This is a genomic window from Streptomyces sp. ISL-12 (assembly GCF_018614415.1).
Classification (GTDB): Bacteria; Actinomycetota; Actinomycetes; order Streptomycetales; family Streptomycetaceae; genus Streptomyces.
Genome location: NZ_JAGGOO010000088.1, coordinates 1 through 22,332, shown reverse-complemented (window position 1 = coordinate 22,332; position 22,332 = coordinate 1). Strand labels below are relative to the sequence as shown.

At 74.1% G+C, this 22,332-nt stretch carries 14 protein-coding genes; 10 read left to right on the top strand and 4 right to left on the bottom strand.

The genetic code is table 11. From position 1 onward, the window contains the following. Positions 1-27 precede the first annotated feature (27 nt). The 5 genes from asnB to J7I94_RS24085 all read left to right on the top strand — a co-directional run bounded on the left by asnB (position 28) and on the right by J7I94_RS24085 (position 12,978). The gene (asnB, locus tag J7I94_RS24105) at positions 28-1,869 is read left to right on the top strand and encodes an asparagine synthase (glutamine-hydrolyzing) (RefSeq protein WP_215169924.1); all 1,842 of its coding nucleotides are present in this window, start codon (positions 28-30) and stop codon (positions 1,867-1,869) included. A gap of 124 nt (positions 1,870-1,993) precedes the next feature. After that, a complete protein-coding gene (locus tag J7I94_RS24100) occupies positions 1,994-3,211 on the top strand; it encodes a cytochrome P450 (protein WP_215169922.1) in 1,218 nt (405 codons plus the stop codon). Positions 3,212-3,260: 49 nt separating this feature from the next. After that, positions 3,261-4,877, top strand: coding sequence for a (2,3-dihydroxybenzoyl)adenylate synthase (locus tag J7I94_RS24095; protein ID WP_215169920.1), 1,617 nt, complete (start codon positions 3,261-3,263; stop codon positions 4,875-4,877). Positions 4,878-4,942: 65 nt separating this feature from the next. Further along, positions 4,943-6,169: a cytochrome P450 gene (locus J7I94_RS24090; protein WP_215169955.1), complete on the top strand. Its 1,227-nt coding sequence runs from the start codon at positions 4,943-4,945 to the stop codon at positions 6,167-6,169. A 188-nt stretch (positions 6,170-6,357) separates the two neighbouring features. Beyond that, on the top strand, positions 6,358-12,978 hold the full coding sequence (locus J7I94_RS24085; protein WP_308114677.1) for a non-ribosomal peptide synthetase: 6,621 nt from the start codon (positions 6,358-6,360) through the stop codon (positions 12,976-12,978). 62 nt (positions 12,979-13,040) lie between these two features. Here the strand turns inward: J7I94_RS24085 and J7I94_RS24080 are convergent, their stop codons facing one another. From J7I94_RS24080 to aztA, 4 genes are all read right to left on the bottom strand, one after another. Continuing rightward, positions 13,041-13,460: a Fur family transcriptional regulator gene (locus tag J7I94_RS24080; protein WP_215169918.1), complete on the bottom strand. Its 420-nt coding sequence runs from the start codon at positions 13,458-13,460 to the stop codon at positions 13,041-13,043. Between the two features lie 39 nt (positions 13,461-13,499). After that, a complete protein-coding gene (locus J7I94_RS24075) occupies positions 13,500-14,690 on the bottom strand; it encodes a GTP-binding protein (RefSeq protein ID WP_215169916.1) in 1,191 nt (396 codons plus the stop codon). A 48-nt stretch (positions 14,691-14,738) separates the two neighbouring features. Next, entirely contained in the window at positions 14,739-15,569 is an 831-nt protein-coding gene (locus J7I94_RS24070; RefSeq protein WP_251075638.1) for a class I SAM-dependent methyltransferase, read from the bottom strand. Between the two features lie 122 nt (positions 15,570-15,691). Beyond that, complete coding sequence (gene aztA, locus J7I94_RS24065) at positions 15,692-16,435, bottom strand: zinc ABC transporter ATP-binding protein AztA (protein WP_215169914.1); 744 nt, start codon at positions 16,433-16,435, stop codon at positions 15,692-15,694. 15 nt (positions 16,436-16,450) lie between these two features. On the opposite strand from aztA, the gene aztB reads away from it, so the two are divergent. The 5 genes from aztB to J7I94_RS24040 all read left to right on the top strand — a co-directional run bounded on the left by aztB (position 16,451) and on the right by J7I94_RS24040 (position 22,060). Next, the gene (aztB, locus tag J7I94_RS24060) at positions 16,451-17,296 is read left to right on the top strand and encodes a zinc ABC transporter permease AztB (RefSeq protein ID WP_215169912.1); all 846 of its coding nucleotides are present in this window, start codon (positions 16,451-16,453) and stop codon (positions 17,294-17,296) included. Positions 17,297-17,327: 31 nt separating this feature from the next. Continuing rightward, complete coding sequence (locus tag J7I94_RS24055; RefSeq protein WP_374198414.1) at positions 17,328-18,605, top strand: hypothetical protein; 1,278 nt, start codon at positions 17,328-17,330, stop codon at positions 18,603-18,605. After that, positions 18,602-19,582, top strand: coding sequence for a zinc ABC transporter substrate-binding protein AztC (aztC, locus tag J7I94_RS24050; protein ID WP_215169911.1), 981 nt, complete (start codon positions 18,602-18,604; stop codon positions 19,580-19,582). The genes J7I94_RS24055 and aztC overlap by 4 nt, the downstream gene beginning before the upstream one ends. Before the next feature lie 88 nt (positions 19,583-19,670). Further along, positions 19,671-20,876, top strand: a complete 1,206-nt coding sequence (aztD, locus tag J7I94_RS24045; protein ID WP_215169909.1) for a zinc metallochaperone AztD — start codon at positions 19,671-19,673, stop codon at positions 20,874-20,876. Between the two features lie 191 nt (positions 20,877-21,067). Beyond that, on the top strand, positions 21,068-22,060 hold the full coding sequence (locus J7I94_RS24040) for a hypothetical protein (RefSeq protein ID WP_215169907.1): 993 nt from the start codon (positions 21,068-21,070) through the stop codon (positions 22,058-22,060). Positions 22,061-22,332: the final 272 nt, after the last annotated feature.

Sequence of the window (22,332 nt, the reverse complement as noted above, 5' to 3'; positions counted from 1 at the left end):
TCCACGAGTACGACCCAAGGAGCACCCATGTGCGGAATCACCGGCTGGGTGGCGTTCGACCAGGACCTCACCCTGCGGGGCGACACGGTCGACGCCATGACGGCCACCCTCGCCGACCGCGGCCCCGACGAGGGCGGCGTGCGCCTGTACCGGCATGCCGCCCTCGGCCACCGCCGCCTCGCTGTCATCGACCTGCCGGGCGGCGCCCAGCCCATGACGGCCGAGACCCCCGACGGCGACGTCACCCTCGTCTACTCCGGCGAGGTCTACAACCACCCCGAGCTGCGCGCCGAACTCCAGCGCCGGGGCCACCGGTTCACCACCCGCAGCGACACCGAGACCGTGCTGCGCGGCTACCTGGAGTGGGGCGAGGCCGTCGCCGAACGCCTCACCGGCATGTACGCCTTCGCCGTCTGGGACGAGCGGCGCCGGCGCCTCGTCCTGGTCCGCGACCGCATGGGCGTCAAGCCCCTCTACTACCACCGCACTCCCGACGGCGTCCTCTTCGGCTCCGAACCCAAGGCCGTCCTCGCCAACCCGGCCTTCCCGCGCCGCGTCGACACCTCCTGCCTGCGCGAACTCGTCGGCTTCACCAAGGCGCCCGGCTGGTCGCTGTGGAAGGACCTGTACGAGGTCGAGCCGGGGACCGTGCTGACCGTCGACCGCGACGGGATGCGCGAGCACACCTACTGGCGGCTGGAGACCGCCGAACACACCGACGACGCCGCCACGACCGTCGAACGGGTCGCCGCCCTGCTCGGCGAGATCGTGCCCGAGCAGTTCGTCTCCGACGTGCCGCAGTGCGTGCTGCTCTCCGGCGGCCTCGACTCCAGCGCCGTCACCGCCCTCGCCGCCCGTCGGCAGCGGGAGACCGGGGAGAAACTCCGCACCTTCTCCGTGGACTTCGCCGGGTACGAGGAGAACTTCCGGCCCGACGAGTTCCGCGACACCCCCGACGCCCCGTTCATCCGCGAGGTCGCCGCCCACGTCGGCGCCGACCACCGCAACGTCGTCCTGGACTCCCGCGCGCTCACCGACCCGGCGCTGCGCCGCGCGGTGGTCGCCGCCCGCGACATGCCCATCGGCCTCGGCGACATCGACAGCTCCATGCTGCTGCTGTTCCGCGCCATCCGGGAGCAGTCGACCGTGGCCCTGTCCGGGGAGTTCGCGGACGAACTCTTCGGCGGCTACGTCTGGTTCCACCACCCGGCCGCCCGCGACGCCGACACGTTCCCCTGGCTCGCCTTCCAGAACACCTACACCGCCGACCGCACCGAACCGCTCCGCCCCGCACTGCGCACCGCCCTCGACATCGGCGGTTACGTCGCCGACGAGTACGCCGGTGCCGTCGCCAAGGTGGAGCACCTGCCCGGCGAGGACGCCTTCGAACGCCGGATGCGCACCAGCAGCCACCTGCACATCACCCGGCTGGTGCGGGCCATGCTCGACCGCAAGGACCGCATGTCGATGGCGACCGGCCTGGAGGTCCGCGTCCCCTTCGCCGACCACCGGCTGGTCTCCTACGTCTACAACGCGCCCTGGTCCCTGAAGACCGTCGACGGCCGTGAGAAGGGCCTGCTGCGGCAGGCCGTCGCCCACCTGCTGCCCCGGTCCGTCACCGAGCGCGTCAAGAGCCCGTACCCGTCCACGCAGGACACGGCGTACGCCGCCGCCCTCCAGGAGCAGGTCCGCGAGGTGCTGACCGACCCCGGGCACCCGGTGTTCGCCGTCTTCGACCCCGACTGGGCCCGCTCCACCGCCGCCGCCGACCCGGCCGCCGTCACCGGCGCCGTCCGCACCGGCCTCGAACGCCTCCTGGACTTCCACGTCTGGGCCGACCTGTACCGGCCCACGCTGGACCTGCCGTGACCGGCGGCCCCCTTCTGGCCGACGCACCGGAGGACCCCGTGACGGGCGGCCTTCTTCCCGCCGGCGCACTGGAGAACCCCGTGACCGCCCCGCCCCCTGCCGCACCGACCCACCGGAGAACCCCGTGACCACCGCCCCCCTCCCGCTCGACGAGAGCTTCATCCAGGACGCCCACACCGTCGCCGCCGGCCTGCGCGCGGCCTCGCCCGTACGGTTCGTCGAACTCCCCGGCGGCTTCCCCGTCTGGCTCGTCACCGGCCACGAAGAGGCCCGCACCGCCGTCACCGACCCCCGTTTCAGCAGCGACGGCGTCTACGACCGGCTGGAGCGGCTGCGCCTGGGCGGCGGGGAGGACACCGAGAGCCACTTCGCGCCCGAACTGGCCAAGAACCTCCTCAACCTCGACCCGCCGGACCACACCCGGCTGCGGTCCCTGATCACCAAGGTGTTCACCCCCGGCGCCGTGGCCCCGCTGCGCCCGCGCATCGAGGCCATCACCGACGAACTCCTCGACGCCATGGAGAAGTCCGGCCCGGACAGCGAACTCCTCGCCGACTACGCGCTGCCCCTGCCCATCCGCGTCATCTGCGAACTCCTCGGCATCCCCTTCGAGGACCGCGACGACTTCACCGCCTGGACCCGCACCATGGTCGCCGCCGTCACCCCCGAGGAGATCGGCGCCGCCTCGATGCGCATGGCCGCCTACCTCGGTGACCTGGTCGAGGCCAAGCGCCGCGACCCCGGTGACGACCTGCTGACCCGCCTGGTGCACGTCAGTGAGGACGGCGACCGGCTCAGCCGCGACGAACTGATCTCCACCGCCGTCGTCCTGCTGACCGGCGGCTTCGAGACCACCGTCAACCTCATCAGCAGCGGCGTCCTCGCCCTGCTGCGCCACCCCGAGCAGTTCGCGCTGCTCAAGGCGCGCCCCGACCTGCTGCCGCAGGCGGTGGAGGAGTTCCTGCGCTACGAGACCCCCAACAACCTCTCCAGCCCCCGCTACGCCACCGAGGACGTCGAACTCGGCGGTGTCACCATCCCCGCCGGCCACTTCGTGATGGTGTCCTGGCTCGCCGCCAACCGCGACGAACGGTTCGCCGAACCCGACCGGCTCGACATCACCCGCCCGGCCGGCGGCCACCTCGCCTTCGGCCACGGCATCCACTACTGCGTCGGTGCCGCCCTGGCCCGGCTGGAGGGCGAGATCGCCTTCGGCCGGCTCCTGGGCCGCTTCCCCGACCTCGAACTGGCCGTCGACGAGTCCGCGTTGCGCTGGCGCTTCTCCACCGCCATGCACGGCCTGGAGTCCCTCCCGCTGCGCCTCGGCCCGGCCGCCCGCTGACCCCGCCACCTACTCCGCTACTCGCGATCCTTCCGACGGAGGACTCCTCGTGCCCCTGCTCGACGGATTCACCCCCTGGCCCGAACCCGCCGCCGCCCGCTACCGCGCCGACGGCTACTGGACCGGCACCACCCTCGGCTCCGTCCTCAGGGACGGCGCCCGCCGCACCCCCGGACACACCGCACTGGTCACCGACGGCCGGCGCCTCACCTACGCCGAACTGGACGAGGCCGCCGACCGGGTCGCCGCCGGTCTGCGCGCCCACGGCCTCAAAGCCGGCAACCGTCTGCTGGTCCACCTCCCCAACGGACTGCCGTTCGTCCTCACCCTGTTCGGCTGTTTCCGCGCCGCCGTCGTCCCCGTCCTCGCCCTGCCCGCACACCGGGAGAGCGAACTCGTCCACCTCGCCCGCCTCTCCGGCGCCGCCGCCTGTGTCATGGCGGGCGGCGACCCCGAGCAGGAGCGCCTCGCCCGGACGGTGAGCACCGCCGCCCACACCGTCCGCCACGTCTTCACCGTCGCGCCCGGCCCGTACCGCCCCTTCGACGCGCTCACCGCCGCCGAACCGGACCCCGGCGCCCCCGACGACGCCCGCCCCCAGGACGTCGCCGTCCTGCTGCTGTCCGGCGGCACCACCGGCCTGCCCAAACTCATCCCGCGCACCCACGACGACTACGCCTACAACCTGCGCGCCAGCGCCCGCGTCACCGGCCTCGACGACTCCACCGTCACCCTCCTCGCCCTGCCCGCCGCCCACAACTTCGCCCTCGCCTGCCCCGGCCTGCTGGGCACCCTGCACGCCGGCGGTACCACCGTCCTGGCCCCCTCGCCCGACCCGGAGACCGCCTTCGACCTGATCGCCCGCGAACGCGTCACCACCGTCGCCCTCGTCCCCCCGCTGGTCCTGGCCTGGCTCGACGCCGCCGAACTCCTCGCCCCCGACCTCAGCAGCCTCACCCTCCTCCAGGCGGGCGGCGCCCGTCTCAAGGAAGAGGCCGCCCGCCGCGTACGCCCGGTCCTCGGCTGCGCCCTGCAGCAGGTGTACGGCATGGCCGAGGGGCTGCTGAACTTCACCCGCCTCGACGACCCCGACGAGACGGTGTTCACCAGCCAGGGCCGCCCGCTGGCCGACGCGGACGAGGTACGTGTCGTCGGCCCCGACGGCACCGACGTCCCCGACGGCGAGATGGGCGAACTGTGGACGCGCGGCCCCTACACCCTGCGCGGCTACTTCCGCGCCGAGCAGCACAACGCCACCGCCTTCACCCCCGACGGCTTCTACCGCTCCGGCGACCTGGTCCGGCGGCTGCCCGGCGGGAACCTCGTCGTGGAGGGCCGCCTGAAGGACGTCATCAACCGGGGCGGCGACAAGGTCCCGGTGGAGGAGGTCGAGAACCACCTCCTCGCCCACCCCCGCGTGCACGACGTGGCCCTGGTCGGCTTCCCCGACCCCGACATGGGCGAGCGGACCTGCGCCTTCGTCGTCCCCCGGGGCGAGGCCCCCACCCGGCGCGACCTCATCGACCACCTCGTCGGCCGGGGCGTCGCGGCCTTCAAGCACCCCGACCGGGTCCGCACCGTCGACCGCTTCCCCCGTACCGGCGCGGGCAAGGTCGACCGCGTCGCCCTCACCCGCACGCTGAACACCGTCGCGGAGGCCCTGTGAGCACGCCCGCCGCCGATCCGGGGACGCCCGCCTCGGGCTCGGACACGTCTGTGCCGGGTCCGGGGGTGCGTGCCTCCGGCTCGGGCGCGTCCGCGCCGGCCCCGGACACGCCCGCCCCCTGCCCCTACCCCTTCAACACCCCCGACGGCCTGGACCTGGCCGACGCCTACCGCGTCGCCCAGCGCACCCCCGGCCTGCTCCGCGTCCAACTGCCGTACGGCGAACCGGCCTGGCTCGTCACCCGCCACCACGACGCCCGCGCCGTCCTCGCCGACGCCCGTTTCTCCCGCGCGGACGCCGGACGGGACGCGCCCCGCACCACCCCGGTCAGCCCCATCGGCCTGGTCGCCACCGACCCGCCCGACCACACCCGTCTGCGCCGCCCCGCCGCCCGCGCGTTCACCCCGCGCCGGGCGGAGGCGCTGCGCCCGCGCGTGCGGGAGATCACCGAGGACGCCATCCACCGCATGACGGCCGCCGGCGCCCCCGCCGACCTGGTGGAGCACGTCGCGCTGCCCGTGCCCATCGCGGTCATCTGCGAACTGCTCGGCGTCCCCGCCGAGGACCGCGACCGCTTCCGCGGCTGGAGCGACACCGTGCTGTCCACCAGTGGCGCCGGACCGCACGACGTCCTGGCCGCCACCGCCGCGCTCAAGGAGTACATGGGAGACCTGCTCGACCGCCGGCGGGCCGACCCCGCCGACGACCTGATGACCGCGCTGCTGCACGCCGGCGACGAGGACGCCCCGGACGGCGGGGCCTCGCGCGAGGAACTCGTCGAACTGTGCGTCGCGATCCTGCTCGGCGGCTACGAGACCACCGCCGCCCAGCTCGCCAACTTCACCTGGGTGCTGCTCACCGAACGCCCGGACGCCCTAGCCGAGTTGGCCGACCGTCCCGACCGGGCCCGCGCCTGGGTCGAGGAACTGCTCCGGTACGTCCCCCTGGCCGCGTCCGCCTCCCTGCCGCGCTACGCCCTGGAGGACGTACAGGTGGGCGGCGTGAAGGTGCGCGCCGGCGAACCCGTCCTGGTCGCGATCGGTGCCGCCGACCGTGACGCCCTGCGCTTCCCGAGGCCCGACCGCCTCGAACCCGACCGCGACACCTCAGGGCACCTCGCCTTCGGCCACGGCATCCACCACTGCGCCGGCGCCGCCCTGGCCCGGGTCGAACTCCAGGAGGGTCTGACCGCCCTTGCCCGGCTGCTGCCCGGCCTGCGTCCGGCCGGTGACGCGACCTGGAGGCCGGCCGCCTTCCTGCGCGGCCCGGCCACCCTGCCCGTGCGCTGGTGACACCGCCGGGCCCCCGCACCCCCGCCCCGCCCGACGCCGGGCCGTGCGCCACCGCGCCCCGCGAGACAGCCCCGCCGCGCCCCGCCGGACAGCTCCGGCGCCCTCGCGGGACAGCCCCGCGCACCAGCGAGACAGCCCCGGCGCCCCAGCGACACAGCCCCGCGCACCCGCGAGACAGAAGGAAGACCGTGCTGACCGACCCGACCGACCAGACAGCCACGACCGACCAGACCGGTCAGACCGCCCCGATCGACAAGGTGGCCAGGACGGACCCGGCCGCCGCCGAGCTGACGGACCTCCCCGCCCTGCGCGCCCGGCTCGCCTCGGTCCTCGACCTGTCGCCCGACGCCGTCCACGACGACGACAACCTCATCGCCCTCGGTCTGGACTCCATCACCCTCATGAAGCTGGCGGCCCGCTGGCGCCGCGCCGGGGCCGACCTCACCTTCGGCGCCCTCGCGGCCCACCCGACCCCGGCGGCCTGGCACGCGCTCCTCGCCACCCGTACGGAGCCGGACACCACCCCCGCCACCGCTCCCGCGAGCGACCAGGCGACCGGCCCCTTCCCCCTGGCCCTGATGCAGCACGCCTACTGGGCCGGGCGCTCCCCGGGGCAGCGGCTCGGCGGGGTGGCCGCGCACTTCTACCACGAGTTCGACGGCACCGGCGTCGACCCCGACCGCCTCCAGGACGCCGTACGGTCCGTCCTCGCCCGGCACGACATGCTCCGGGTCCGCGTCCGCGACGACGGCACCCAGGAGATCCTCGCCGCCGCCCCCTGGCCCGGCCTCCGCGTCACCGACCTGCGCCACGAGAACCCCGAGCGGGCCGAGGCGGAACTGGAGCGCCTGCGCGCCGCGTTGTCCCACCGCACCCTGGACATCGGCGCCGGCGAGGTCTTCGACGTACGGCTCACCCTCCTGCCGGACGGCCGTACCCGTACCCACGTCAACCTCGACATGATCGCCGCCGACGCGCTCAGCCTGCGCGTCCTGCTGGCCGACCTCGCCGACGCCTACGCCGCGGGCGGCAAGGTGCCCAGGGCCGAGCCCGGCTACTCCTTCCGCCGCTACCTGTCCGACCGGGAGGCCCACCGGGCCGGCCCCGGCCGCGCCGCGCGGGAAGCGGACCGGGCCTGGTGGCGGGAGCGCCTCGACGCGCTCCCCGGGCCGCCGGAGCTGCCCGCCGCAGGCCACGACGCCGACGCCACGACCGTCGTGCGCAGGCACCGGCTGCTCGCCCCCGAGCGGGCCGCCGCCTTCGAGGCGCGGGCCCGCGCCCACGGCCTGACCCCGGCGCTCGCCCTCACCGCCGTCTTCGCGGAGGTCCTCACCGCCTGGTCCGCCGAGCCCTCCTTCCTGCTCAACCTCCCCCTGTTCGACCGTGAGCCGCTGCACCCCGACGTCGACGCCCTGGTCGGCGATTTCACCTCCTCGGTCCTGCTCGCCTGGGACGGCACCGCGCCGGGCGGCTTCGCCGACCGGGCCGGACGGCTCCAGGAGCGGTTCCACGCCGACGCCGCGCACGCCCGGCACTCCGGCGTGGAGGTGCTGCGGGACCTGACCCGCCGCCGCGGCGCCCAGCTGCTCGCCCCCGTGGTGCACACCAGCGCCCTGGGCCTCGGCCCGCTCTTCCCGGCCTCCGTCACCCGCGTCTTCGGGGAACCGGTGTGGATCATCTCGCAGGGCCCGCAGGTCTGGCTGGACGCCCAGATCACCGAACTCGACGGCGGACTGCTCGTCAACTGGGACGCCCGCGAGGCCGCGTTCGCGCCCGGCGTGCTGGACGCCATGTTCGCCGCGTACGAGGGTCTCCTGGACCGGCTCACCGACGACCCCGGGGCGTGGACCGCCCCGGTCGGCGACCTGCTGCCCGCCGCTCAGCGGCGCACCCGGCACGCCGCCGACGAGGACACGGGCCGTCCGCCCGGCAGCGGACTCCGCCTCCACGACGAGTTCTTCCGCCACGCCGCCACCGCGCCCGACGCCCCCGCGCTGCTCGGCGACGACACCGCGCACCACACCTACGGCGACCTCGCCGCCCGCGCCCTCACCGTCGCGGGCCACCTGCGCGCCCAGGGAGTGCGCCCCGGCGACCTGGTCGCCGTCAGCCTGCCCAAGGGCCCCGAGCAGGTCGTCGCGGTCCTCGGCGTCCTCGCGGCCGGCGCCGCCTACCTGCCCGTCGCCGTCGACCAGCCCGCCGCGCGCCGCGCCCGCGTCCTCGCCTCCGCCGGTGCCCGCCTGCTCCTGGACGACCTGGACGCGGCCCGCACCGCCGAGCCCCTGCCCGCTCCCGTGCCCGGCTCACCCGACGACCTCGCCTACGTCCTGTACACCTCGGGCTCGACCGGCGAACCCAAGGGCGTCGAGGTGGCCCACGCGGCGGCGATGTGTACCGTGGCCGACCTCCGGGACCGCCTCGGACTCGGCCCCGCCGACCGCACCCTCGCCCTCTCCGCGCTGGAGTTCGACCTCTCCGTCTTCGACCTGTTCGCGCCGCTGAGCACCGGCGGCGCGGTCATCTGCGTCCGGGAACCGGACCGCCGGGACGCCGACGCCTGGCTGCGCCTGGCGCACACCCACCGGGCGACCGTGCTGAACTGCGTACCCGCGCTGCTGGACATGCTCCTCACCGTCGCGGAGACGCAGCCCACGCCGCTGCCGCTGCGGGCGGTCCTGCTCGGCGGCGACCGGATCACCCCCGACCTCGCCGAACGGCTCGCCCGCCGCGCCCCCGACTGCCTCTTCGCCGGCCTCGGCGGCACGACCGAGACCGCCATCCACTCCACCTGGCAGCAGGTCACCCTCCCCGTCCCGGAGGACTGGAGCATCGTCCCCTACGGCCGTCCGCTCACCGGCGTGCGCTGCCGGGTCGTGGACCCGCTGGGCCGGGACCGGCCCGACTGGGTGCCCGGCGAGCTGTGGATCGGCGGCGGGGGAGTGGCCCGCGGCTACCGCGGCGACCCCGAGCGCACCGCCGACCGCTTCGTCGACCACGACGGCGTGCGCTGGTACCGCACCGGCGACCGCGCCCGCTACCGCCCCGACGGCCACCTGGAGTTCCTCGGCCGCGCCGACCACCAGGTCAAGGTGCGCGGCCACCGCGTCGAACTGGGCGAGATCGAGGCCGCGTTGACCGCCCACCCCGACGTGGCGCGGGCCGTGGCGGTCCTGCTGCCCACCCGCCGGCCGGCCGCGGCGGTCGTCCCCGTCCCCGGCCGCCGGCCCACACCCGCCGGCCTCGCGGAGCACCTCGGCACCCTCCTGCCGCCCGCCATGCTCCCGGACACCACGGCCGTGCTCACCGAACTCCCCCTGACCCGCAACGGCAAGACCGACCGCGCCGCGGTCACCGCCCAGTTGGCCGAGCGGACCGCACCCGACCGGCACGAGCCGCCCCGCACCGACGCCGAACGCCTGGTCGCCGCCGCCTGGCAGGACGTACTCGACATCCCCAGCCCCGGCCGCACCGACGACTTCTTCGCCCTCGGCGGCGACTCCCTGCTGGCCACCCGGCTCCTCACCCGGCTGCGCGCCGACGGCGCCCGGGGCACCGCCCTGAGCGCCCTGTTCGCCCACCCGGTCCTCGCCGACTTCGCCGAGACCGTCCACCTCGGCCCGGCCCGCCCGCCGGTCCGGCCGCCCGCCGCCGACCCGGCGCACCGCCACGACCCGTTCCCGCCCACCGACGTCCAGCTCGCCTACTGGCTCGGCCGCGGCGAGGAGTTCACCCTGGGCGGTGTCGGCTGCCACTTCTACCGCGAGTACGACATACCCGGCCTCGACGTGGCCCGCCTGGAGGAGGCCGTCAACCGTCTCGTCGCCCGGCACGAGATGCTCCGGGCCGTCTTCGACACCGACGGCCACCAGCGCGTCCTGCCCGACGTGCCCCGCTTCACCATCGAGGTCACCGACGCCGGACCGGACCCCGAGGCCGCCCGCGCCGCCCTGCGCGACACCTGGTCCCACCACGTCTTCGACCCCGGCCGCTGGCCCCTGTTCAGCGTCGCCGCCGTCCGCGACGAGCAGCGGGTACGGCTCGCCGTCGGCATGGACAACCTGGTCCTGGACGCCCTGAGCATCCTCACCTTCTACGCCGAACTCTCCGCCCTCTACGCCGACCCGGACGCCGGACTGCCGCCCGTGGACGTCTCCTTCCGCGACCACGTCCTCGCCGCCCGGCCCGACCCCGGCGAACTGGAGGCCGCCGAACGGCACTGGGAGCAGCGGCTGGACACCCTGCCCGCCGCCCCCCGGCTGCCGCTCGCCTGCGACCCGGCCGACCTCGCCCGGCCCCGGTTCGCCCGGCGCACCGCCGTCCTCGACGCCGCCGCCCGCCGCGCCCTGGAGGAACGCGCCCGCGCCCACGGCGTCACCCCGTCCGCCGTGCTGCTCACGGCGTACTGCGAGGTGCTGTCCCGCTGGAGCGCCGAACCGGACCTCACGGTCAACCTGACCCTGTTCGACCGGCGGGAGGCCCATCCGCACATCACCCGGGTGCTGGGCGACTTCACCTCCCTCGTCCTGGTCGGCCACGAGCACCGGCCCGGCGAGCCCTGGCTGACCGGCGCCCGCCGCACCCAGCGCGAGCTGTGGGAGGCCCTCGACCACCGCTCCCTCTCCGCCGTCCAGGTACTGCGCCGGCTCGCCCGCCGCACCGGACAGGCCGACGTCACCATGCCCGTCGTCTTCACCAGCGCCCTCGGCCTGGACACCGGCGACGACCCGGCCGGCCTCTTCACCGACCAGGTGTACGGCATCACCCAGACCCCCCAGGTCTGGCTGGACCACCAGGCCGTGGAGCGGCGCACCCCCGAGGGCACCGTGATCGACCTGCACTGGGACGCGGTGGAGGACCTGTTCCCCGAGGGCGTCCTCGACGCCCTGTTCGCCGCGTACACCGCCCATCTGCGCACCCTGCTGGAGGCCGACTGGACCGCACCCCGCCCGGTCCCCCTCCCGGCCGCCCAGCGCGCCGCGCGCGACCGGGCCAACGACACGGCCGCGCCCCTGCGGGAGACCTCCCTGCACACGCCGTTCTTCCGCAACGCCGTCGCCCGCCCGGACGCCCCGGCGCTCCTCGCCGGCGACACCACCGTTACCTACGGCGAACTGTCGCTGCGGGCCCGCCGGATCGCCGCCCTGCTGACCGCGCACGGCGTCCGCCCCGGCGAACCCGTCGCCGTCAGCCTGCCCAAGGGCCCGGACCAGATCGCCGCCGTCCTCGGCGTCCTCGCCGCCGGCGCGGCCTACGTCCCCGTCGGCGTCGACCAGCCCCCGGCCCGCCGGGACCGCATCCTCACCGGGGCGGGCGTACGCCTGGCCCTGACCGAGGACGCCGCCGACGACTGGCCGGCCGTACCCCTGCCCCTCACCGACGCGGACCGGCACGAGCCGCTCCGGGCCCCGGTCGTCGCCCCGCCGGACCAACTGGCGTACGTCATCTTCACCTCCGGGTCCACCGGCGCCCCCAAGGGCGTCGAGATCACCCACGGCGCCGCCGCCAACACCGTCGAGGACATCGACGACCGCTACGGGGTGGGCGCCGACGACCGCGTCCTGGCCGTCTCCGCCCTGGACTTCGACCTCTCGGTGTACGACGTCTTCGGCCTGCTGTCGGCCGGCGGCGCGCTGGTCACCGTCGCCGAGGACGAGCGCCGCGACGCCGAACGGTGGGCCGACCTGTGCGTCCGGCACGGGGTGACCGTCTGGAACACCGTTCCCGCCCTGCTGGACATGCTGCTGACGGTGGCCGAGCACCAGCCCGGCCGGGTGCCCGGGACGCTGCGGCTGGCGCTGCTGTCCGGTGACTGGATCGGCCTCGACCTGCCGGGGCGGCTGTCCGCGCTGGTCCCGTCCGCCCGGCTCGTCGCGCTGGGCGGCGCCACGGAGGCGGCGATCTGGTCCAACGCCCATGACGTCGAGCGCCTGCTCCCGGGCTGGCCGTCGATCCCGTACGGCCGGCCGCTGCGCAACCAGAGCTACCGGGTCGTCGACCCGCACAGCGGCGCCGACCGGCCCGACTGGGTGCCCGGCGAGCTGTGGATCGGGGGCGCCGGACTGGCCCGCGGCTACCGGGGCGCACCCGAGCTGACGGCGTCCCGGTTCGTCGTCGACGGCGGCCTGCGCTGGTACCGCACCGGCGACCTCGGCCGGTACCGGCCCGGGGGAGTGCTGGAGTTCCTCGGCCGCACCGACGACCAGGTGAAGATCCGGGGCCACCGCATCGAGCTGGGGGAGATCGAGACCGCGCTGTCCGCGCACCCGGCGGTGACCCGCGCCGCGGTCGCCGTCTCCGGCACCGGCGCCGCACGTGAGCTGGTGGCGGCCGTCGTACCCGCCGAAGGGCACGAAGGCGCGGCGCTCCCGGAGGAGTTGCCGCGCTGGCTGGCGGACCGGCTGCCGCCCGCCATGGTGCCGCGCCGGATCGCGACGCTGCCCGCCGTCCCCCTGACCGCCAACGGCAAGGTGGACCGGCGGGCGGTGACCGCGGCCGTGGCGGCGGACCGGAACCTCGGACAGGACGCGGCGGACCGGGAACTCGACCAGGTCGAACGGTCGGTGGCGCGGTTGTGGGAGAGCGTCCTGGACACCCCCGTGCGCACGGCGGAGGACAACTTCTTCACCCTCGGCGGGGACAGCGTCCAGGCGGTCCGGCTCGTCGAACGGGCCGCCGGTGAACTCGGGGTACGGCTGCCCCTCGCCCGTTTCTTCGCCCGGCCGACCGTCGGCGCCTTCGCCGACCTCGCCCGCGCCCGGACGGCGGCGGAGAGCACGGAGACGGAGAGCATGGAGGAAGGGGTGCTCTGAGCACGGGCCGCGGGGCCTGACACACGTGTGCCGCGCCTTCCGGGCGCGGCACACGTGTGTCGTCAGGCGTCCGTACGTCCGGTGTGGCAGTCGTCGCACATGCCGGTCAGCTCCAGCGTGTGGTCCACGTCGTGGAAGCCGGTGACGCGCGCGATCTCCGCCGCCCACCGTTCGACCTCGTCGGAGTCGACGGCGAGACTGAGGCCGCAGCGCCGGCACAGCAGGTAGTGCCGGTGGCCGTCGGCGGGCCGGGGCCGGTAGAGACGCTCGCCGTCGCTGTCGCGCACCATGTCCACCTGCCCGGCGGACTCCAGCAGGTGGAGCGTGCGGTAGACGGTGGTCAGGCCGACCTCGACCCCGTCGGCCGTGAGCGCCGCGTGCAGGGTCTGGGCCGAGGTGAAGCCGTCGCACGCGGTCAGCGCTTCCAGGACGGCGGCCCGTTGCGGGGTGAAGCGCCAAGCGCCGCGGGTCGTTCCGTACATCGGTGTGCCTCCGTCACGGCGGGAACGGCCCGCCCCCGGTCAGACGGCCGCTGCCAGGGACGACGGTCCGTGGTCGTGCTCGTGCGCGCAGACCTCCCCGGTGTCCCAGCCGGGGAACGGATCGGCCGCGGGCACCGGTTCCCCCTCGGCCAGCAGACAGCCGGCCAGGGCGCTCCGCAGCGCCTCGGCCCGCAGGCCGACGCCGATGAAGACCAGCTCCTGGGCGTCCGGCAGCTCGGCGTCGCGGGTGCCGGAGGGCTCGAACCGGGCGACGGAACCGGCCTGCGACCACAGCCCGGTCACGCCCTCGCGGCCCGCCAGGGAGAAGAACCCCTTGGACCGCAGGACGCGGCCGTACGCCCCGCTGTCCAGGCCCTCGGTGACGAACTCCCAGAGCCGGCCGGGGTGGAACGGCGCCGCCGACCGGAAGACCAGGGAGGAGATGCCGTACTCCTCGGTCTCCGGCACATGGTCCCCGTTCAGTTCCCGCACCCAGCCCGGCGCCTGCTGGGCGTGCTCCAGGTCGAACCGCCCGGTCTCCAGGACGTCCCGCGCGTCGACCCGCCCGAGCACCGAAGTGATCAGACGGGCCCGGGGGTTGAGCCGGGTCAGCACCCCGCGCAGCCGGTCCGCTTCGGCGTCGTCCACCAGATCCAGCTTGTTGAGCACCAGTACGTCAGCGAACTCCACCTGGTCGATCAGCAGATCGCTGACGGTGCGCTCGTCGTCCTCGTAGGGGGCCAGCCCGCGCTCGGCCAGGTCGTCACCGCGGTCGAGTTCGGCCAGGAAGTTGGCCGCGTCGACCACGGTGACCATGGTGTCCAGCCGTGCCACGTCGTCCAGGGTGGCGCCGTCGTCGCGGGCGAAGGCGAAGGTGGCGGCCACTGGCATGGGTTCGGAGATGCCGCTGGACTCGATGAGCAGGTAGTCGAAGCGGCCCTCCCGGGCGAGCCGGTCGACCTCGTCGAGCAGGTCGTCCCTGAGGGTGCAGCAGATGCAGCCGTTGGTCATCTCCACCAGCCGCTCCTCGGTCCGGGAGAGCGCGGCCTCGCCGCCGCGCACCAGCGCGGCGTCGATGTTGATCTCACTCATGTCGTTGACGATCACCGCCACGCGCAGGCCCTCGCGATTGGTGAGGACGTGGTTGAGCAGTGTCGTCTTCCCGGCGCCGAGGAAACCCGAGAGCACGGTGACGGGAAGACGTCGTGACGGCGGCCTCTCAACGGCCATGGAGCGGATCCTTTCGTGGGGGTACGGGGGGAGTGGTGGGAGGTGGTGCTACGGGAGCCGCAGGAGTCCGAGCCGGTACTCCTCGACCTGCGGCAGGCGTTGCCGCGCCAGGCCGGAGAGCATCTCCTGGTAGGGGCCGGGCAGACGGTCGCGCAGGGGTGACGGCAGGGCGGCGATGGTGCACGAGGCGAGCACCTCGGTTCCCGGGAGCCAGGCGGCGACGTCGGCGGGACCGGCACAGGCCCACCGCATCCGCGCCTCGACCTTGCTGAGCGCGTCGTGCTCGTCCTGCGCGCCGACGATGCCGGGGCCGGCGGTGTCCAGGGCCAGCAGGGAGCCCGGGAACCGTTCGGCGATGCCGTCGACGACGCCGCGCACGTCGTCCTCCGTGAGGAACGGCAGGACGGCCTCGGCGGCGAAGAAGTACGGCCCGGTCGACCCGGCGGCGATCGTTTCCGCCCAGGACAGATCGGTCACGGAGGCGGCGATCGAGGTCCGGCGCGCGGTGTCGGCGAAGAAGGACCGCCGCAGGTCGGCCACGTCGGGCAGGTCCAGCTCGAACCAGCGCGCCCGGCCGTTGTCGATCCGCTCGTGACGGGTGTTCAGCCCGGCGCCGAGCTCCACCACGGTCCCCTCGGGAGAGCCGGTGAGGAACTCCGACACCCAGTGGTCGAACAGGGCGGTGCGCAGGACCGAACCCACCAGGCTGGGCAGACCGTCGAAGCGGGTGAAGTCGTAGTCGATCGCCGCGACGATCTCCTCGGCCCGAGGATCGTGCAGTGCCGGTTCGGGCTTGCGGTTCTCCACCGCGCGCCCGTACAGCGGGATCAGCAGGGTCTCCTGCACCGTGCCGGGTGACACCTCACGCCGTGCCGTCATGGCCGCCTCCAGAGACTGCGGAGATGAGTGGAACCACGACGCTATATGAAAACGGTGTTCATTGTTAACGGTGCGGTCCACGGCACCTCGCCGCCCCGGCGGTGGCCGGCGCGTTTCCGCCGTCAGGCCGGCTGCCAGATCTCGGCCAGCGCCGACGTGGTGAGCACCTGGTCGGGGGGTCCCTGTCCGGCGAGGTGTCCGTCGCGCAGCAGCAGACAGGCGTCCGCCGAGCGGGCGGCCGCCAGGTCGTGCGTGGCCTGCACGACCGTCACGCCGTCGGCGACGAGGTCCGTCAGCAGCGTCCCGATCCGTTCCCTGGCCTCGGGGTCCAGGCCGGTGGTCGGCTCGTCGAGCAGCAGCAGGTCGGACTCCTGCGCCAACCCCTGGGCGATCAGCGCCCGTTGCCGCTGGCCGCCCGACAGCTCGCCCAGCTGGCGTGCGGCGAGGCCGCCGATGCCGAGCCGGTCGAGCGCGGCGTCCACCGTCGCGTGATCGCGCCGGGTCAGCCGGCGCCAGGGGCCGCGTTCGCCCCAGCGGCCCATCTCCACGGTCTGCCGGACGGTGAGCGGCAGGGTGTCACCGACGGCTCCGCGCTGCGGCACGAAGGCGGGCGGCAGCTCCCCGTGGTGGTGCGTCTCGCCGGATGTCGGGTGGATCACACCGGCGAGAACGCCGAGCAGGGTCGACTTGCCGCTGCCGTTCGGCCCGACCAGCGCGGTCATGGCCAACCCCGGTATGTCCGCGCTGAGTTGGCGCAGGACGGGGCGCCCCGGATAGCCGGCGCACAGCTCGGTGAGGCGGACGCGTGCGGTCCGCTTCCGGGGCGGGGCGGGCGAAGGGCCTGGTTTTTTGAACATGGTTTTCATTGTAGTGTCCTCGCCATGGACTGGTTGACGGCCCCGTTCGAGGTCACCTTCGTGCAGCGCGCCCTGTGGGGCGGGATCCTGGTGTCCGCGATCTGTGCGCTCGCCGGAACCTGGGTGGTGCTCAGGGGGATGGCCTTCCTCGGCGACGCCATGTCCCACGGGCTGCTGCCGGGGGTGGCGCTGGCGGCGCTGCTGGGCGGCAACCTGATGGTCGGCGCGGTGGTGAGCGCGACCGTGATGACGGCCGGCGTCACGGCGCTCGGACGTACGCCCCGGCTCTCCCAGGACACCGGGATCGGGCTGCTGTTCGTCGGCATGCTCTCGCTCGGCGTCATCATCGTGTCGCGGTCGCAGTCCTTCGCGGTGGACCTGACCGGCTTCCTCTTCGGCGACGTGCTCGCCGTCCGGGAGCAGGACCTCTTCCTCCTGGCGGGCGCGCTGCTGGCGGCCCTGGTCGTGTCGGTCCTGGGCCACCGGGCCTTCCTCGCCCTCACGTTCGACTCCCGCAAGGCGCAGACCCTGGGGCTGCGTCCGCGCCTCGCGCACGCCGTGCTGCTCGGTCTGCTGGGGCTGGCGATCGTCGCCTCGTTCCACATCGTCGGCACCCTGCTCGTCCTCGGCCTGCTCATCGCCCCGCCGGCGGCCGCCCTGCCGTGGGCCCGCGGGGTGCGCGGGGTGATGGTCCTGGCCGCGCTCCTCGGCGCCGTCGCCACGTTCGGCGGGCTGCTCCTGTCCTGGCATCTGAGCACCGCCGCCGGAGCGACCGTCTCCGCCCTCGCGGTGAGCCTGTTCTTCCTCTCCCACCTGGCGTCCGGCCTCCGCCACCGCCGCGCGCGTCTCGCCGCCACCCCTGCCCTGTGAAGCCGACCGAAGGAAATCCGAGGCGATCGTCTTGACCGTCCGCAACCTGAACACTGCCGGCGCCGTCCGCAGAAACACCGTCCGCAGAAACGTCAAGCCATGGGCTCCGGCCGCACTGGCGCTCACCGCGCTGCTCGCCACGGGCTGCGGCGGAGAGCAGGACGACGACAGCCGGCCGGCGGCGAGTTCGCCGTCCGCCACCCCGCACGGCTATGTCGAGGGAGCCCAGGAGGCCGCCGAGCAGCAGTCCCGGCTGCTGCTCAACGACCCCGCGAGCGGGAACACCCGGGTCCTCGACCTCATCACCGGCAAGGTGACCGAGACGGACCAGGTGACGGGCGCCGCCCGGCTGGCCACGGACGGCCGGTTCGGCTATCTGCACGCCTCCGGAGCCACGCACGTCGTCGACAGCGGCTCCTGGATGGTGGACCACGGCGACCACGTCCACTACTACCGCGCTGCCATACGCGACGTCGGCGAACTCCCCGTCGGCGCCGAGGCGCGCATACGCAGCGACATCACCGTCACCGCGGTCACCGACGAGGACGGCAAGGCCGTCCTGTACGACCGGAGCAAGCTGGAGCAGGGCGAGATCGCGTCCTCCCGGACCCTGCCGGGCAGCTACGACGGAGCCGTCGTCCCCTACGCGGAACACCTCCTGGGCTTCACCGGCGAGGACGGCGCCACGGAACTCGTCGTACTCGACCGCGCGGGCAAGCGCGTCGCCGCCCCCGAAGCCGCGTGCGAGAAGCCGCGGGGCGACGCCGTCACCCGGCGCGGCGTGGTGCTGGGCTGCGCCGACGGCGCCCTGCTCGTCCGCGAGGAGGACGGCGCCTTCACCGCCGAGAAGATCGCCTACGACGAGGACGTGCCGGCCGCGGAACGCGCCACCGCCTTCCGGCAGCGGGCCGGCAGCGACACCCTCACCGCACCGGCCGGCGACGACGCCGTATGGGTCCTGGACGTCACCGAACGCAGCTGGACCCGGGTGGAGACCGGGCCCGTGGTCGCCGCCAACACCGCCGGAGAGGGCTCCCCGCTGCTCGTGCTGGAGACCGACGGAGCACTGCACGGCTACGACATCGCCACCGGCAAGCAGACCGCCCGGACCAAGAGCCTGCTGACCGGGAAACAGCGGGCGGGCGCGGACGACGGCGCACCGGTGATCGAGGTGGACCGCAGCCGCGCGTACGTCAACGACCCGGACGGCAAGCAGGTGTTCGAGATCGACTACAACGACGGCCTGCGCATCGCCCGCTCCTTCGACCTGGACATCGAGCCGGTCCTCATGGCGGAGACCGGCCGATGAGCCGCGGCGCGACGAAGCGGCGGGTGCGCCTGGGCGCCGCACGGCTGCGCAGCGCGCTGATGGGCCTGCTCGCCCTGGTCACGGCCGCCACCGCCACCGCCTGCGCCACCGGTGACGACCGGCCCGCCATCGTCGTCACCACCAACATCCTCGGCGACGTCACCCGGGAGATCGTCGGTGACGAAGCCGACGTCACCGTCCTGATGAAGCCCAACGCCGACCCGCACTCCTTCGGCCTGTCGGCCGTCCAGGCCGCCGAGCTGGAGAGCGCCGACCTCGTCGTCTACAACGGCCTGGGCCTGGAGGAGAACGTACTGCGGCACGTGACCGCCGCCCGTGAAGCGGGCGTCGCCACCTTCGCCGCGGGCGAGGCCGCCGACCCCCTCACCTTCAAGGCCGGTGACGACGGCGGCCCCGAGGACGCGGAAGGACAGCCCGACCCGCACTTCTGGACCGACCCGGACCGGGTGCGCAAGGCCGCCGGGCTCATCGCCGACCAGGTGATCGAGCACGTCGACGCGGTGGACGAGGACACCGTCCGCGCCAACGCCGCCCGCTACGACAAGGAGCTGGCGGACCTCACCACCTGGATGGAGAAGTCCTTCGACCGGGTCCCCGAGGACAAGCGCGCCCTGGTCACCAACCACCACGTCTTCGGCTACCTCGCCGACCGCTTCGGCTTCCGGGTGATCGGCGCGGTCATCCCCAGCGGCACCACGCTCGCCTCACCCAGCTCCTCCGACCTGCGCTCCCTCACCCAGGCGATGGAGGACGCCGGAGTACGCACCGTGTTCGCCGACTCCTCCCAGCCCACACGGCTGGCCGAGGTCCTGAAGACGGAACTCGGCGGCCAGGTGCGGGTCGTCGAGCTGTACTCGGAGTCGCTGACCGCCAAGGGCGAGGGCGCCGACACCTACCTGCGGATGATGCGCGCCAACACCACCGCCATGACCGACGGCCTGACCGCCGGCGGCTGACCTCCCACCGACCCGAACGGCCCCGGCCGACCGGCCGGGACACCCACCAACTCCCGCCGCCACACGCGGCCACGGAAGGAACACACCGGTGAACACGACCACACGCAGGAGAGCCCTCACGGGTACGGCACTCGCCCTGGCGGTGTCCACCGTCCTGACCGCCTGCGGCGGGGAGGACTCCTCCTCCGACGCCGAGGCCAAGACCGAGGACACCGCGAGCGCCTCACCCGCCGCGGCGGTCAAGGACCCGCTGGTCGCCACCTTCGACGGCGGCCTCTACATCCTCGACGGCGAAACCCTGAAGCTCGGCAAGACCATCGAGCTGGCCGGCTTCAACCGGGTCAACCCCGCGGGCGACGAGGACCACGTCATCGTCTCCACCGACAGCGGCTTCCGCGTCCTGGACGCCACCGGCCAGGCCCTCACCGACATCGCGTACCAGGGCGCCAAGCCCGGCCACGTCGTCCGCCACGCGGGCAAGACGGTGCTCTTCACCGACGGCACCGGCGAGGTCAACGTCTTCGACCCCGCCGACCTCGGCGCCGGCAAGAAGCCCGAGACCCGCACCTACACCTCCGCCGAGGCCCACCACGGCGTCGCCATCGAGCTGGCGAACGGCGAACTCCTCAGCACCCTCGGCACCGAGGAGAAGCGCACGGGCGCGCTGGTCCTGGACAAGAACAACAAGGAGATCGACCGCAACGAGAAGTGCCCCGGCGTCCACGGTGAGGCCGCCGCGCAGAACGAGGCGATCGCCGTCGGCTGCGAGGACGGCGTACTGATCTACAAGGACGGCGAGTTCACCAAGATCGACGCCCCCGACGACTACGGCCGCATCGGCAACCAGGCCGGCAGCGACGCCTCCCCGGTCCTGCTCGGCGACTACAAGACCGACCCGGAGGCCGAGCTGGAGCGGCCCACCCGCATCTCCCTCATCGACACCGAGAAGAAGAAGCTGCGCCTGGTCGACCTGGGTACCAGCTACTCCTTCCGCTCACTGGCCCGCGGCCCCGAGGGCGAGGCACTCGTCCTCGGCACGGACGGCGCGATCCGTGTGATCGACCCGGCGAGCGGCAAGATCGAGAAGAAGATCCCCGTCGTGGCCGAGTGGCAGGAACCGCTGGACTGGCAGCAGGCCCGGCCCACCCTGTTCGTCCGCGGCACCACCGCCTACGTCTCCGAACCCGGCGAGAAGGCCCTGCACGCCGTCGACCTCGCGACCGGCAAGAAGATCACCTCCGTGACCCTGCCGGAGAGCACCAACGAGCTGTCGGGGGTCGTCGCGGGACACTGATCAGATACGCCCCGGCACGCCGCCGCCCCGCACCGTACGGACCGCGGGGCGGCGGCGTCCGCCGTGCTCCCCGCGGGCCTGGAGTCCGGGGCCGGGTCCGTGAAGCATCCGTGAACACCCTGTGGGCGTGATGTCAGTGGGGCCGCTTATGCTGCACCAGTTGATCACGCGGGACCAGGGGAGGACGCGGCATGTTCGGCAAGCTGTTCGGCAGGGGCGGGGAGAGACCGGCGGACCCGCACGCCCTTCCCGTTCCGCACAGACAGAAGAACGGGGTGTACACGCTGCGCGCGCTCGGCGACCAGCGGGTGCACGCCCTGGTGGAGGCCGCCGAAGCCGGTGACTGGGACGCGGTCAAGACGGCGCTGGCCCCCTTCGACGCCGGCCGTGACCACCAGGTCCTGGGCCAGCTGGCCGACCGGGACGGTGTGCAGGACTGGATCGGCCGTGCCGTCGAGGAGGAGAAGGACGACGAGCACCGGGCGACGGCCCTGCTGATCTCCGGGAAGCGCCACCTCAGCTGGGGCTGGGAGGCACGCACCAGCGACCGCGCCGTGAACGTCACACAGGAGCAGTGGCGGACCTTCCACGAGCGGCTCCACATCGCCGAGGAGCACCTGTTCGCCGCCGCCGAACTGCGGCCGGAATGGGTCACACCCTGGCGCAGCCTGCTCACCTCCGGCCGCGGCATGTCGCTCGGCGCCGCCGTCAACGAGACCCGGCGCGACGCCGCCCTGCGCCGCGACCCGCTGGACCTGGAGTGCCACATCGAGTGGGTGTCGCAGTTGCAGCCCCGTTGGGGCGGCGAGCCGGGCGAGGCCCTGGCGTACGCCCGCGACGCGCTCGCCCGCGCCCCGCGGGGACACCGGCTCGGCTGCGTGATCGCCATCGCGCACATCGAGGACTGGGTCGAGTCGGACAGCGGGGACTGCCTGCGGACCGACGAGATCCGGGCGGAGCTGCGGCAGGCGGCCGACCACAGCATCCTCCACCCCTCCTACGAGCGGCAGCCCGGCTGGCAGTACGACTTCAACCTCTTCGCGATGGCCCTGTCGCTGGCCGACGAACGGCACACGATCCGGCGGGTCTTCCAGACGCTCGACGGCGCCTACACCGACAGCTGGCCCTGGAAGTACCTCGCGGAGCCCGAGAAGCGGTTCGCCCGCCACCACCGCCGCGTCTGACCCCCGGCCGGCCGCGGCCCGCCCACCGCCGAGGTCCCGTCGGTTCCCGTCCGTTCCGGTCCGCTCGCCCTCGGTGTCCCTGTGGGAGGTGTGCCGGTCCCGGTCCGTATGCGGCTCCCGGTCCGGCGTCCGCGTATGCCACACCCAGTCCGTCCGCCGCGTACGCCGCACCCGGTCCGCCGGTCACGATGCCACGGCCGGTCCGCACCACCGCCCCCGCCCCGGCCTCCGAGCCCGCTGCCTCTGCCCCCGCCTTGCCCCTGCCCCTGCCC